The 13,846-nt window shown below is 59.6% G+C and carries 11 protein-coding genes; 5 read left to right on the top strand and 6 right to left on the bottom strand.

All coding sequences use genetic code 11. The features are described from left to right. Positions 1–203: 203 nt before the first annotated feature. From ACFSR7_RS13815 to ACFSR7_RS13800, 4 genes are all read right to left on the bottom strand, one after another. Complete coding sequence (locus tag ACFSR7_RS13815) at positions 204–998, bottom strand: ABC transporter ATP-binding protein (protein ID WP_378162415.1); 795 nt, start codon at positions 996–998, stop codon at positions 204–206. After that, a complete protein-coding gene (locus ACFSR7_RS13810) occupies positions 998–1,939 on the bottom strand; it encodes an ABC transporter permease (RefSeq protein WP_378162413.1) in 942 nt (313 codons plus the stop codon). The genes ACFSR7_RS13815 and ACFSR7_RS13810 overlap by 1 nt, the downstream gene beginning before the upstream one ends. A 16-nt stretch (positions 1,940–1,955) precedes the next feature. Beyond that, positions 1,956–3,032 carry an ABC transporter substrate-binding protein gene (locus ACFSR7_RS13805; RefSeq protein WP_378162411.1) on the bottom strand — a complete coding sequence of 359 codons (1,077 nt, stop codon included), beginning with the start codon at positions 3,030–3,032 and terminating at the stop codon, positions 1,956–1,958. Positions 3,033–3,214: 182 nt separating this feature from the next. Further along, positions 3,215–4,189, bottom strand: coding sequence for a catalase family peroxidase (locus tag ACFSR7_RS13800; protein WP_378162409.1), 975 nt, complete (start codon positions 4,187–4,189; stop codon positions 3,215–3,217). Between the two features lie 214 nt (positions 4,190–4,403). Between ACFSR7_RS13800 and ACFSR7_RS13795 the strand changes: the two genes are divergently transcribed. From ACFSR7_RS13795 to ACFSR7_RS13775, 5 genes are all read left to right on the top strand, one after another. Beyond that, complete coding sequence (locus ACFSR7_RS13795; protein WP_378162408.1) at positions 4,404–5,192, top strand: glucosamine-6-phosphate deaminase; 789 nt, start codon at positions 4,404–4,406, stop codon at positions 5,190–5,192. Between the two features lie 130 nt (positions 5,193–5,322). Further along, positions 5,323–6,102, top strand: coding sequence for a sugar isomerase domain-containing protein (locus tag ACFSR7_RS13790; protein ID WP_378162406.1), 780 nt, complete (start codon positions 5,323–5,325; stop codon positions 6,100–6,102). A 94-nt stretch (positions 6,103–6,196) separates the two neighbouring features. Continuing rightward, on the top strand, positions 6,197–8,038 hold the full coding sequence (locus tag ACFSR7_RS13785; protein WP_378162404.1) for a family 20 glycosylhydrolase: 1,842 nt from the start codon (positions 6,197–6,199) through the stop codon (positions 8,036–8,038). After that, entirely contained in the window at positions 8,031–8,510 is a 480-nt protein-coding gene (locus ACFSR7_RS13780) for a GNAT family N-acetyltransferase (protein ID WP_378162402.1), read from the top strand. The genes ACFSR7_RS13785 and ACFSR7_RS13780 overlap by 8 nt, the downstream gene beginning before the upstream one ends. A gap of 366 nt (positions 8,511–8,876) precedes the next feature. Further along, on the top strand, positions 8,877–9,827 hold the full coding sequence (locus tag ACFSR7_RS13775; protein WP_378162400.1) for a transposase: 951 nt from the start codon (positions 8,877–8,879) through the stop codon (positions 9,825–9,827). A 395-nt stretch (positions 9,828–10,222) separates the two neighbouring features. Here the strand turns inward: ACFSR7_RS13775 and ACFSR7_RS13770 are convergent, their stop codons facing one another. Both ACFSR7_RS13770 and ACFSR7_RS13765 read right to left on the bottom strand, forming a co-directional pair. Continuing rightward, complete coding sequence (locus ACFSR7_RS13770; RefSeq protein ID WP_378162398.1) at positions 10,223–11,824, bottom strand: helix-turn-helix domain-containing protein; 1,602 nt, start codon at positions 11,822–11,824, stop codon at positions 10,223–10,225. A gap of 88 nt (positions 11,825–11,912) precedes the next feature. Continuing rightward, a complete protein-coding gene (locus ACFSR7_RS13765) occupies positions 11,913–13,769 on the bottom strand; it encodes a cache domain-containing sensor histidine kinase (RefSeq protein ID WP_378162396.1) in 1,857 nt (618 codons plus the stop codon). Positions 13,770–13,846 lie beyond the last annotated feature (77 nt).

Raw genomic sequence — 13,846 nt, 5'->3', positions numbered from 1 at the left:
ATTAATTTCGAAAAGCTTCCGCTCAAATATAGCCCCTCCAAAATAACCTATAATTTCTGAATATATATCGGAAATTATTGGATCACAACGAAATTATTAATGGATGGAACTTTAATTTTGAACAAACGAAAACCGGCACCGCATTAGCGCGATGCCGGTCAATCGTAATTAACAGCTTATTCGACTATTTCGTACGGCCCCTTTTAACCCAATACGACCCGATCGTCCGCCAGCTTGTGACCGCTGATGCGCTCGAATTCGCCGAGCAGCTTCTGCACGGTCAGATCCTGCTTGCGTTCCGGCGGAATGTCGAGAATGATGCGCCCCTTGTCCATCATAATGAGACGGTTGCCAAGGCGGATGGCCTGTTCCATGTTGTGCGTAACCATCAGCGTCGTCAGCTTCATGCTGCGGACGATCTCCTCGGTCAGGCGGGTGATCAGCTCCGCGCGCGCCGGATCGAGCGCCGCCGTATGCTCGTCGAGCAGCAGGATGCCCGGCCGCGTGAACGTGGACATCAGCAAGCTGAGCGCCTGCCGTTCGCCGCCCGACAGCATTCCGACCTTGGCGCGCAGTCTTGCGTCGAGCCCGATGCCAAGACGCTGCAGCTCCTGCTTGAACAACGCGCGCTTGCGCCCTGTCACCGCCCAGCCGAAGCCCCGAGGCTTGCCGCGCGCGTAGGCCATCGACAGATTTTCCTCGATCGTCATGTTCGGCGCCGTGCCCGCCATCGGATCCTGGAACACCCGCCCGATCCACTTGCTGCGCTCGGATTCGGACTTCGCCGCGACGGATTGCCCGTCGATCCGCACGTCGCCGATATCCGGCTGCATGACGCCGGAGATGATGTTCATCAGCGTGGACTTGCCCGCCCCGTTGCTGCCGATGACCGTGACAAAGTCGCCCTCGTTCAGCTTCAGGTTAATGTCCATCAGCGCGATCTTCTCGTCCGGCGTCCCGGGGTTGAACAGCTTGGATACTTGATTGAGCTCCAGCATCAGATCGCCCCCTTGCCGCGCAGGTTCGCCGTCAACTCGGCCGTGCGGCGCTTGGCCTGCTGCTTCTGCTTGGCCGAGCGGCTCATCGTAGGTATGACGAGCGCCAGGATGACGATGACCGCCGTGATCAGCTTAAGATCGGTCACCTTGAGATGCAGCCACTCGGCGCGCAGCGCGAGCGCGTAGACGATGCGGTACGCAATCGAGCCGATGACGACGGCGAGCGTCGCCCAGAAGACGCGCTTCGGCCCGAGCAGCGCTTCGCCGATGATGACGGACGCGAGACCGATGACGATCATGCCGATGCCCATGGAGATGTCGGCGGAGCCGCCGTCCTGGGCGATCAGGGCGCCCGACAGCGCGACGAGGCCGTTGGACAGACTGACGCCGAGGATCGTCGTCAGGTCCGTGTTGGAGCCGAAGCTGCGGATCATGCGCTTGTTGTCCCCCGTCGCGCGCAGCGCGAGCCCGAGGTCCGTATGCAAAAATGCGTCGAGAAGCAGCTTGACGAAGAACGCCGCAAGCAGCAGGACGACGATATAACCGAGCCGGATGTCATGCCATTCGTGCGAAGCGACGCCGGAGAACAGCGTGCGCTCGCCGAGTAGCGAGATGTTCGGCTTGCCCATAATCCGCATGTTGATCGAATAGAGCGCGATCATCATAATAATGCCCGCAAGCAGGCCATTGACCTTGCCCTTGGTATGCAGCAGGCCGGTACAGATGCCCGCCGCCAGACCGCCGCCGAAGGCAGCCAGCGTCGCGAGCCAGGGGGCTTGACCATGCGAGATCATCACCGCTGCGATGCCCGCTCCCGTCGTGAAGCTGGCGTCTACGGTCAGATCGGGGAAATCAAGGATGCGATACGTGATGTACACCCCGAGCGCCATCAAGGCATACATAAGGCCAAGCTCGACTGCGCCGGTCAGGGAATGAATCAATGACGACACCTACTCTTTATTGGATGATATTGTTGGTCGGGTCTTGCACCTTGCTCTTCATGTCGTCCGTCACCTTGATGCTCTGGGCTTGGGCAGCCTTAAGGTTCAGGATCAAGTCGAGCTTCTCCTGCATGCCGACCTTCAGATCGCCGATGTTGGCGCCGTTTTTGAGCACTTCGACCGCCATCTGGCCGGCTTGGTAGCCGTGGTCGTAGTACTTGAAGCCGTAAGTGGCGAACGCGCCCTTCTCGACCGTGTCGCGGTCGCTGGAGAAGAACGGCAGGTGGTTGTCGTTGGCAACCTTAATGATCGCGTCCACGCTACTGACGACCGTGTTGTCCAGCGTGATGAACAGCGCGTCAGCGCGTCCGACGAGCGACTCCGCAGCTTGCTTGACCTCGGAGGTGTTGGTGACCGGTGCCTTAACCAGCTCGATGTTGTGCTTTTTGAGCTGTTCCTCGGCGTTCTTTGCCATGACGACTGCGTTGGACTCGCCTTCGTTAATGACGAGGCCGACCTTCTTCACGTTCGGAAAATCGGAGGCGATGAAGTCCATTAGCTGTTGAACCGCAACCGGGTTCGTATCGGAGATGCCGGAGATGTTCGCGCCCGGCTTGTCCAGGTTCGATACGAGCTTGGCGTCCAGCGGATCGGTGACGGCCGCGAACAGGATCGGCGTGTTTTTAACGTATTGCGCCAGCGCGACCGCGGACGGCGTCGCGATGCCGAAGACGAGATCGTATTTCTCGGACGCAATCTTCTGGCCGATCGAGAGGTTCGTGTTCTGGTCGCCTTGCGCATTGTTAAAGGAAACCTTCAGGTTCTTGCCTTCTTCGATTCCCGCATCCTTGAGCGCGGCGATGAAGCCTTCGCGCGTCGCGTCGAGCGACGGATGCTCCACGATTTGCGAGATCGCGATCGAGTAGTTCTTGTCGTCGGCCGGCGCAGACGCGCTGGCGGAAGCGCTGGTCGATGGCGATGCCGACGGGCTGGCCGCTCCGCTTTCGTTGTTGCTCGTGTTCTTCGCGCCGCAGCCCGCCGTCGTCAGCATGGCGAGCGAGAGAAGCGCGGTTGCCCAGATTCTCTTCTTCATTTTTTCATGGCCCCTTGTCTAGTGAGTTTAAACTACAGTTTAAATGTCAAAGCGCGCATTCGTCAATGAAAGCGCATTCCTGTCGCATGCGCCGCTCTCGCTCGCCTCTACCGTCCAGTCCGAGCAGTCAAGCGTCAGGTATCACCTCAAAAAGCGTTGCAGTCAACCGCCCGCTTCCCCAATTACTGGCCGCCGCTCCGCCGCCGCAGCGATTCCCTGTACACGGGGCTGCGAAACCGAAGGATCGGATCTTCCGTAGGCTCGATTCCCGCCCCCGTCACCGTCGGGTCCATGACGAGCCCGTCGGGCTCCGCGATCACATCCGTGACGCTTAAGACGCCCGCCTCGATGCGCTGCCGGTCTTCGGGCCACGGCAGCGTGGGGTCGTCCGTCGGGTCCCCTTCCTGTCCCAGCACGATATCCAAGCGGAAGCGAAGCGGCGCTTCCTGTATACGCGCTGCCGCATCAAGCGCCAGATAATCCTCCGGCAGCGACTTGAGCTCGGTAACCGACAGCGCCTCCACGCCAAGCTCGGGCATCCACTCAAACTTCGCCGGTCTACGGTTTCCTTCCACGTCAACGAGCATAAAGACATGGATCGCATAATACCGGCAAGTGCCGTAGCTCTTCGGCGGCCGCAGCTTGCCGATATGCGCCATTGCGTGGCGCGCCTCCGGAAAGTGTGTCGCCAGCTCCGCGGCGGCCGCAATCGCTTCGATGCCGCCTCCTTTCAACCGATTCGCTTCCTTTATAAGGTCAAGAAACGAGGCAGGCGTCTTGGCGAAAAAAACCGGAACCGTCACGGCTGTCAGCACCGCAACCTCGCCGTCCGCCGGCTTGAACTGCACGGCCAGTCCTTTGCCCGGCGACAGGAGGTCCGTTATCGAAGGATCGGACGAGCTGCCCGAGAAGCGGACCAACGCATCGATCTCTTTGCCCTTATCGCGCAAATGTGCCGCGGTCGTAAGCCCGGCGGCCAATCCGCTCGGCGTAAACACGGCGCGACCGCATATGCCTTTCGCATGCACCCGTCTATTCCCGGGGTGAACGCCTGAAAGTCCTTCGAGCGCGTCTACGGTCGGACGCGTCAGATCCGTACAAGCGTCTTCCGCGAAGGTTAAATCAATGTTGGTGCGATCGGCCAATGGTTTATGCATCCGGCATTTCCCTCCAAGTCTTGAGCTGCCGCCCGCATCAGCCGGCCGGCGATTGTTATATTTACCCTTTTTGCGCATCGCTAACCGATACTGGAAGGCATGACTCATGCCTTGACGATCGGTCAAATCAGGGCCGGTAACGGTCAAATTTTTTTTGAGCCGCCTTGCTATAGTGAAGGGGCAATCAACTGTATGGAAATGGAGGAACGAATCAGTGAGTCAGTCCACGCTTCTCCCCGTCTATTCGCTGCTCAAGGACAACCTTCGCACGCAGGTGTTTACGGACAGACGGCAGCTTGGCCAGGCTGCATGCGACGACTTCGTCGGTAAGCTGAAAGCGCTTCTGACAATCGGCCGCAGCCCACGCGTCGTATTCGCGGCCGCGCCCTCGCAGAACGAATTTCTCGACGCGCTCGCCGCCCAGCCCGGTATCGATTGGGGCCGCGTCACCGCGTTTCACATGGACGAATACCTGGGCTTGCCCGCTGGCGCCCCGCAGCGCTTCGCGCGATACCTGAACGAGCGGCTGTTCGACAAAGTCAAACCCGGAAGCGTCCATCTCATGAATCCCTGCGAAGACGCCGAGCAGGAAGCGCTTCGATACGAAGGGCTGCTGCGCGAGGCGCCGATCGATATCGTCTGTCTCGGGATTGGGGAAAACGGCCACTTGGCCTTCAACGATCCGCCTGTCGCCGACTTCGACGATCCGCGCTGGGTCAAAGTCGTCGAACTTGATGCGGACTGCCGGATGCAGCAGGTCAACGACGGGTGTTTCGACTCGCTCGCGCGCGTGCCGACGCATGCGCTCACGATGACCATCCCCGCATTAATGTCCGCCATGCATATCGTATGCATCGTGCCCGGACAGCGCAAGCGCGAAGCCGTACGCCGTGCGGTCCATGGCCCGATCGAGGAGGCTTGTCCCGCCAGCGCCCTGCGCCGGCACGAGAGCTGCGCCTTGTACACAGACATGGACAGCTACGGCTACAAGCGGATCGATTAAGACTAACCTGGCAAAGGAGGGAATTTACGATCGGATCGTCGACGGGAAATCCAGCACGTACGATCTGCGCCGGGCTCGCGAGCCCGATAAACGATTTCGCCGTTGTTATTTTGAATAGGAGGTCATCGAAATGAACCAACGACCGCTGTCCGCGCAAGACGACATCATGGGGGCTTACCTGACTTATATTACAGGGCTGCTCGAAGAAATCCGAAGCGAGCCTCGCGACCGCCTGCTGGAGGTAGCCGGCCTGCTGGCCGACCAGATCGCGGAGGATAAGCTCGTCTACTTGTACGGTCCCGGCGGGCACTCCAATATGAACGCCACAGAGATTTTTTTCCGGGCCGGGGGCTTGATGCATATCAGCGCCATCCTCGACGAGGGCACGATGATCTCCAACGGTGCCCTGCGCTCGATGGCCGTCGAACGCACGCCGGGTTACGGCAAGCTCGTTATCGAGGACAACCGGCTCGGACCGGGCGATATTCTGATCCTCGCCAACGCTTACGGCATCAACACCGCCTGTATCGACGCGGCGCTTGAGGCGAAGCGCAGAGGCGTCGTCACGATTGCCGTGACCTCGGTCGGCCATGCCGACGCGACCCCCAAAGACCATCCGGCGCGGCACCCTTCCCGGCTTAATCTGTACGAAGCATGCGACTATTACCTGGACAGCAAAGTGAAGCCGGGCGACTCGGCTTTGCCGATTCAAGGCCTGGAACCGCGGATGGGGTCGACATCCACGTTCGCCAACGCCTTTCTGCTGAACTCTCTTATGATGATAGCTGCGGCTCTTCTTGCCGAGAAAGGGATCGAAGTACCTGTCTGGAGAAGCGCCAATGCGCCCGGCGGGGACGAGTGGAACAACCGGTTCATCGACCGGTTCAAGGGCCGCGTTAGATGGCTGTAGCGAGCGCGGCGGCGGGGACTTCATCTCGAAGAATCGCAGGCTTGGAAAATACGTTCATTCGCTGCCTATCCCTGAATGCCCAGGAGGAATCGTCATGAAGCTCGATCTGATCCCGCAACCGCAATACGTCCGGCTGTTGCCCGAAGACGGAGACGATATTCAGGCGCCGCTGCCCGCCCATCTCGCCGGCATGCGCGTCAAGCTGCTGTTGCCCCGGCCCGACGACAGGCTGTCTCGTTTGGCGCGCGAACTGTTCGGCGATGCGCAGGTCGCCGTGGAAACGTCGCCCGATGCGTACGCCCTTCTGTCTGAGGGCCAGCCTATGCGGCGCGAAGCGGCCGAGCGCCTCGCCGGTCGCCATGACGGCTATGTGCTGCGCATCGGCGACGGCGGCTTGTCGCTGCATGCCCGGGATGCGTCCGGCCTTTATTACGCATTGAAAACGCTGCTTCAATTGATGCGGAGGTACGACCCGCTGCCTGCAGTCGAGATTGCCGATTGGGCTGACTTGCCGCTGCGCAGCGACTATTTGGACCTCCGCACCGTTTATCCTACGTTTCCTAATCTGTTGACTTATATCGCCGAAATGTCCGACTATAAGATTAACACGCTCGTCGTCGAATACGAGGACAAGCTGCCGTTCAGACGCCACGCTTTTCTGCGCCACCCGGAGCTGGCCATGTCGGAAGCCGAGCATGCCCTTCTGCTCCGGACGTGCCGCGATCACTTTATCGAGGTTATACCGAAGCAGCAGTCGTTCGGCCATCTGGAGTTCATTCTCAAGCACCCACCATATATCGCGCTGCGCGAAACGCCTGACAGCGTCGGCGAGCTGTGCCCGCACCGGCCCGGCGCGTTCGACATGATGGCGGGCATTCTCGAAGACGTCGCCGCCCTCCATCCGGACAGCCGTTATCTCCACATGGGCTGCGACGAGGTGTGGAGTCTCGGCGAGTGCGCGGACTGCCGCGCCTCCGGCCTGACGCGCGAGGCCTCCTTCATCGCTTTTGTCAATCGGCTCGCCGTACGCGTCCGCGAGCTCGGCAAGACGCCGATGATCTGGCACGACATGCTGATGCATGCCACGCATGAAGAACTGTCCGCGCTCGATCCCGAAGTGACCGTCGTCGTCTGGATCTACGGCGGCCATCGCATGAAGCGGGATGCGCTAGACATGATCGGCAAGCTTAGACGCGCAGGCTTATCCGTAATCGGCGCTTCCTCGGTTCGCTGTTGGGATGACGAAGGGGACCAGAATTATCCGGTCATCCGCAACCGCGTCGCCAACGTCTTGCGCTGGACCGAGCTCGCCGAGACCGAGCAGCTGACGGGCGTCATCGGCACGAACTGGTCTGCGCCCTTCGCGCTCGGCAGCCCGTACGGCCTGTTCGAGACATCTCGCTACCCGGCCTTTTTCTCGGCCGACCAGTGCTGGAACCGCCGAGCGGACCCGGATACCTATCTCGCGCGATTCCTTTCGCAATATCATGGCATGGACGATGCGGCCGCTATCGCCGACGGCTACGAGATCGCGGACTACTACCAACTCGTGCCCGAGCTGCTGCCCGGTATCGCCCTTAATCGCCCGGTCGCCGAGCTGATCGCGGCGATGATCCAATACGAAATTCCGGCCAAGCGCAGGTTGCCGCTCTATACATTTCTATTCAGAGGCGAGCTGTATCCCGGCGAAGAGGTCATGACGAGCCTCAGAGACAAGCACCGCACCGGCTACGCCGCACTGGAAGCGGCCAAGACCGCCATGCGGATCGCGATCGAGCCGCTGCTGAAGTCGGCCATGGCGGAACTGTTCATCGCTTCGAGGTTTTACCGGTTCGGACTGTACGAGGCGAAGCTGCGGGCGATGGCGTCCGCCGCGGAAGCCTTTGCAGGCGAACAACTCGATTTCGACAAAGAGGAGGGCGAGCGACATGCCTGATATGCTGGTCAAATTGTACGACCTGCCCGACGGCCGGGCAGAGCTCGCCGCGCTTGAGGAACAAGGCATTCGCATCGTGCGCGCCATGACCGCGGACAAGGGACGTCTATCGGAATTCGTCGGAAAGCATTTCACCGAAAACTGGCGCAGCGAGTGCGAATGCGCCTTCGGCAGGCTGCCCTCCTTTGCCTTCATCGCCGTGCGGAACAAAGAGATCGTCGGCTTCGCGCTATATGACGCAATCGTCCGCAACTTCTTCGGCCCGACCGGCGTGGCGCCGGCGTGCCGCGGCCTTGGCATCGGCAAAGCGCTGCTGCTCGAGACGCTGCGAGCCATGCACGAAGAAGGTTACGCCTACGCCATCATCGGCTGGGTAGAAGAAGCGATCGGCTTCTACGCCAAAACCGTAGGGGCGACCGTTATTCCCGACTCGTTCCCGGGCGCTTACCGGAACCTGGTCGCCTTGAACTAATCGCACGAGACCCAAGTGGAACGCCTTGCATAGGCGCATGTCTGCTTGGGTCCATTTTTTTCCATGTAGTTGCTTATTCTCGTTCGTTTTTCCCGTTTTAACGATATCCCCTTCGATCAGGATTGGCCGCTAAGCACGCTGTTTTTGCACTACAATAGAGCAGCCAGCAATGCCTCTTCCAGGAGTACACCGCATACAGCAACTCTACCTCCTTTACCTCCGGATTCACTTCTCCTCCCCTCCGCCCCACACCAGTATCCCCTTCGGCAAGGTCTCAGGTCCGCTCCACTCTTCATCGATATTCGACTTGACCGAGCACCCATAATTTGCTACCTTAAAATAAGAACATTTGTTCCATTCGGAGGGATGAACGTGCCCAACCGCTTCTCGATTCAGGATTATGTTCCAGCCTATAACGAAGAAGACTGCGCGGGCGCCCTGTTCGCCGCCAAGTGGCCTGACGGTTTCCGCTGCCCACGCTGTGCCCATCCGCATTACTACAAGGTGACGTCCCGCGGACGTCATCTGTTCGAATGCAGATCGTGCGCTCACCAGACTTCGCTTACGGCGGGCACAGTGCTCGAGGGTACGCGCACGCCCCTGACCAAGTGGTTTCAGGCGATGTTCTTGATGCAGCTCGGCATCAGCGCCAAACTGCTGGCAGAGTTGATCAGTGTGACCTACAAGACTGCCTGGCTCATCAATCACAAGCTGCGCCATGCCATTGGCGAATGGGATCGCGGCCGGCCGCTCGCAGGCGACCTTCAGTTGTTAGGCGAATATTACGGCTATGAGTACCATCGGTACTTCAGCAGCCAGTTCGTGCAGGGCGAGTTGCGTCCGCAGCCGGTCGTGGTCGGCGTCTCGCTCGATGATACAGGGGATGTCGCTCATGTAAAAATGAAGGCCGTCGACGGTCCAGAGGGCGACCATTCGGCTGTTCGTGGTGGGACGGGCGGCGAGGGGTCTGTGGAATGCTTTGTGCAAAATCATGTCGCCGGCGGCGAAGCCGCCGGACATGCGGAGCAGCTCCAGCGTGGCCACCATGGGCGGTCCCCCGCTCATCATGCATGGCGAGAGGCCGTGCGCTGGCTGGCCCGCACCTTTGGCGGCATCGGTCCGAAACACCTGCAGGCCTACCTTAACGAGTTCTGCTTTCGGCGCATTTGCCGCAACGACATATTGACCGAGCTGATCAGCAGCTGTGGCATCACCAAGACAATCACCTACCGCAGACTCGTCGACGCCCGCTCCGGCGTTCGGCCGATTAAATGGGTATTCCGCCCACCTGCGCGCGTTCAGAAGCGTACGGGATAGCATAGAAACGCTTGTTTAATGACGTGCCACACCAAGGTGCAAAGCTTGCAGTCGCTCTCCCCGCTGCAAGGTGAACGTTTTACGGCGTTTGTTGCACCTTGATGAATTCCCCTTTCGCATGCTGCAGTTCCTGACCGAAGGGGATATCGTTCAAATTAGCAGAAGATGCGCAGTACTCCTGACCGAAGGGGATATTGTTCAAACGACCTAGACCCTCTCACGCCATACTTCCTGACTGAAGGGGATACCGTTTAAACGGCGCAGACCCTCTCACGCCATACTTCCTGACTGAAGGGGATACCGTTTAAACGGCGCAAACCCTCTCTCGCCATACTTCCTGACTGGAGGGGATACCGTTTAAACGGCGCAAACTAGGGTAGTTGCCGCGACAAGGCTCAGTCTCCCCTGTATTCGCCTGGCGTACCGCCGATATGCTTTTTGAACAGCTTAGCAAAGTAGCTTTTGTTCTCGTAACCAAGGCGCGCCGCGACTTCTTCTACGCTCATGTTGCTGCGGGCGAGCATTTCTTTGGCACGTTCCATCTTGGAGGTGGTGACGTATTGAATGAAGTTGTAGCCCGTCTCTCGCTTGAACAGCCGGCTGAAGTAGCTGGAGTTGATGTGCAGCATGTCCGCGACTTCTTCGAGCGTAATTTTGGAGCCGATGTTGTGGCTGACATATTGCTGGGCCCGCAAGATTTCGGAACGTCTGGACTGTTTGTAGATGAGAGCGAGCAGCGGCATTCTTTCTTTGAAAAACTGCAGCATCCAATCTCCAAGCTCATGGATCGTGGAAAGGTCGCCCAACGTTCGGTGCAGTACCTCCATCGAGAATACACTCTGATAATGCTGCAGCGCCAAAAAGCGCGTCTGATTGTCATACAGGATTTTGAGCGTCCATTCTTTGACCAATTCGGGATGGCAACGCCTCTCTCTGGCTTGGTCAAGCCACTTGCCGATGGAAGACTCGAGCTGCGCCGTGTCTTCTTCGAGGAAGGCGTCGCGGATGCGCTGAAGCGCCTCGGGATATACGTCGTGCAGATCTCCCTCCCCAAGCACGGGCAGCTCGGCTAGCGTGAAGATGCCTTCGTCGGGGAGATAGAATCTTCCGCCGCCGGAAGACAGGAGCCGCTCGGCTTCCCTTCCGAGCGCCGCCGGCGCCGCTGCCGATGTACCGATCAAGAAGGTCGCCGCGAGACCGCTGTCCCGGGACAGCCGCTCGCCGAGCGCCCGCAGCGAGGGTCGGACGGATTCGATCTTCATCTCGGTGAGGCTTCGCCGAAATGGAAACAGCAGCACCGCCTCTCGCCGTCCATGCGGCAGCAGCAAGGTGCCGGGCAGCTCGCCCGTTAGCCCGGCAGCCGCTTGACCGACGGCTAGCTGCACGGCCCGCTCGTCCGGCAGCCGCCGCGATAGTTCGGACAGGCGGTTTAGGGCGACCAGTACGGGCAGCCATACTTTGCCCTCGAAGTCGATGCCCGCCTCCGCTGCCCCATCCGCCCATGAGAGATCGCGGCCGCCGTCTCTCGTCATCCTATCCAGCAGCCCCTGGCGCAGCAGGAGCGCGTTCTCTTCTTTTTTAGACTGCATGCGGGCCAGTTCCCGAGATTGTTCCTTCTCCGCTGCGATCTGCGCAGACAGCTTGCGCAGCAGCGCCGCGATCTGCTCCGGCCGCATCGTCTCCTTGAGCACGTAATCGTCCACCTGCAGACGGACGGCTTGCTGAGCGTAGGAAAAGTCGCCCATGCACGACAAGATGATGCACCGAACGTCGGGCTTCAGCCGCTTGAGCTCGCCGATGAGTTCGATGCCGTCCATCTGAGGCATGCCGATGTCGGTGATGACGATGTCGGGCGGAGCGGCCTGTGCTTGCTCGAGCGCGACGGCTCCGTTTTTGCAAGCCGAATGGAGCTCCAGGCGCAGCTCCTTCCAGGGGATGGACGCGCTTAAATATTCCAGCACCGGATAATCATCGTCTACGAGCATGACGGAGTACATACGATTTCCTCCCGCAATTTGCATCTCGGCGTCCGCCGGCGTTCCTAAGTTCCGCTAATTTAATATCCCAGCATGTCCTATCCTGCTCTTATTCGGATGACGGCGCCTCTGCCGGGATCTCGATGACGACCATCGTGCCCTGGCCCTCCTCGCTATCCAGCGTCAGGGAACACCGTTCCCCGTAAATAAGCTGCAGTCGCTCGTAGACGTTCGCGATGCCGATGCCGGACAGTCTTCCCGCCGCGCCCTCGAACGACGCGCCGCGCTGCGACCGCAGCTCGGCACGCAACCGCTCCAGCGTCTTCTGCGACATGCCGACGCCATCGTCGCGAACGACGAGGCGCAGCAAGCCCGCCTCGGCTGCGGTGTCCGGACCTGCGCGCGGCTCTGCCTTGTCGCAGCGGACGACCTTGACGACGATCGTTCCCGACTCCTGGCGAAGGCCGTGAATATAGGCGTTTTCGATCACGGGCTGAAGCAGGAACCGTGGCAACCGAAACGCCAGGGTATCCGAGGCGGCCTCGATGATCAGCGAGACCTTCTCTTGCTGGCGGAAATTCAGCAGCTCCATATACCGCCGCAGCACTTCAAGTTCCTCGTGCAGCGAGGTGAATTCTCCGTCCCGGCGAATCGTCTGCCGCAGCAAACCGGACAGCGAGGCCAGCAGCTCGCCGTTTTCTTCGTCTCCCTTGAGCAATATCCGCAACCTGATGGAATTCAGGATGTTGAACAGAAAATGCGGATTGATCTGCGCCTGCAGCATCGCCAGTTCCGCCTTGCGCTTCTGCATCTGCTCGGCCCGGATTTCCCCGATCATGTCTTCGATGCGTTCGAGCATCTGGTCGAATTGCTTGCCCAACCTGCCGATCTCGTCGCTGCCCCGCACGCCCGAGCGGACCGCGAGCTCGCCGCTTTCGACCGCGCCGGCCGCTTTGCCGAGCGCCACGACCGGCTTCGTGAACTGGCGCAGCATGTAGATGAACAGCGCGAGAAACACGAGCGTCGCCGCGATCTGTACCGCGAAGCTGAGACGCGACACCGAGTGAAGCTGGCTGACCGCTTCCTTGTACGGTCTCAGACTGACGACGCGGTAGCCGCCGTAAGCAAGGTCATGCCGGCTAAGCAGAAACTGTTCGCCCTCGTACTTGACGGTCAGCGGCGCATCCGCCCGGCGCACCTCCTCGGGAAACGGAAACATCTGCCCGATCCGCTGCCGGTTGCGACTCGCAAGAATGCGCCCGTCAGCGTCGAGCAGCATCGTTTCCTGCCTGCCGAGGTCATGCTTGAAAATTTCCCCGAGCTTGCTCTCGCCGATGCTAATGACAATGTAGGCATAGGGATCGGTCGCGTAAGGCAATCGCAAATTGCGCGCCATCGTGAGCAGATAGGGCTCGTTGCCTTTGCCGTCCATCGTATATTGATTCACGAGACCGACCCAGCCGATTTCGTATACCGGCAACGCATCGACGCTTTTGAGCCAGGACGTCCGCAAAAAGTTGGCAGGCGTCAGCCCGCCGTAAAGATCGAATTGGTAGTTGGTAAAATAATGCCCGTCTACGGTCAAAACCGTGACGTATACGTTGTCGATGGTTGACGCGATACTGTTAAGAAATTGCCCGATTTCCTTCGCAGCCAAGGCTTCTTGGGCGGGATCGGCTTGTCCCAGCCTGTAGCGCTGCCAGTTCTCCTTCAGCGCGACTTTGGTGTTATTGTCGAACATGATGCCGTTGGAAACGCGGATCATATTGTCGAAAAGGCTCGACAAGTACACCTCGGTCAGATCGAGCGACTTGTTCTCGTTGTCGACGACCTGCGCCTTGACGATCCGCTGCGTAAGGTAATCCCCCGCGATCAACGTGAAGCTCGCCGGCAGCAGGAGGCACAACAGGGCGGCCATGATCAGTTTGCCGCGCAGGCTGTGAAAAAATCTGCGCCCGATGAACACCTTATCGCCCTCCCGCCGTCAGGCCTTTTCTGCATTTTAACACATGTCCGCTCCCTGACCGCGTCGTCTCTCCGAAA

The sequence above is a fragment of the Cohnella sp. GCM10020058 genome, from assembly GCF_042683485.1.
In the GTDB taxonomy this organism is placed as follows: domain Bacteria; phylum Bacillota; class Bacilli; order Paenibacillales; family Paenibacillaceae; genus Cohnella.
The sequence above is the reverse complement of the archived record's forward strand: the minus strand, read 5'-3'. Positions and strand labels throughout refer to the sequence as shown.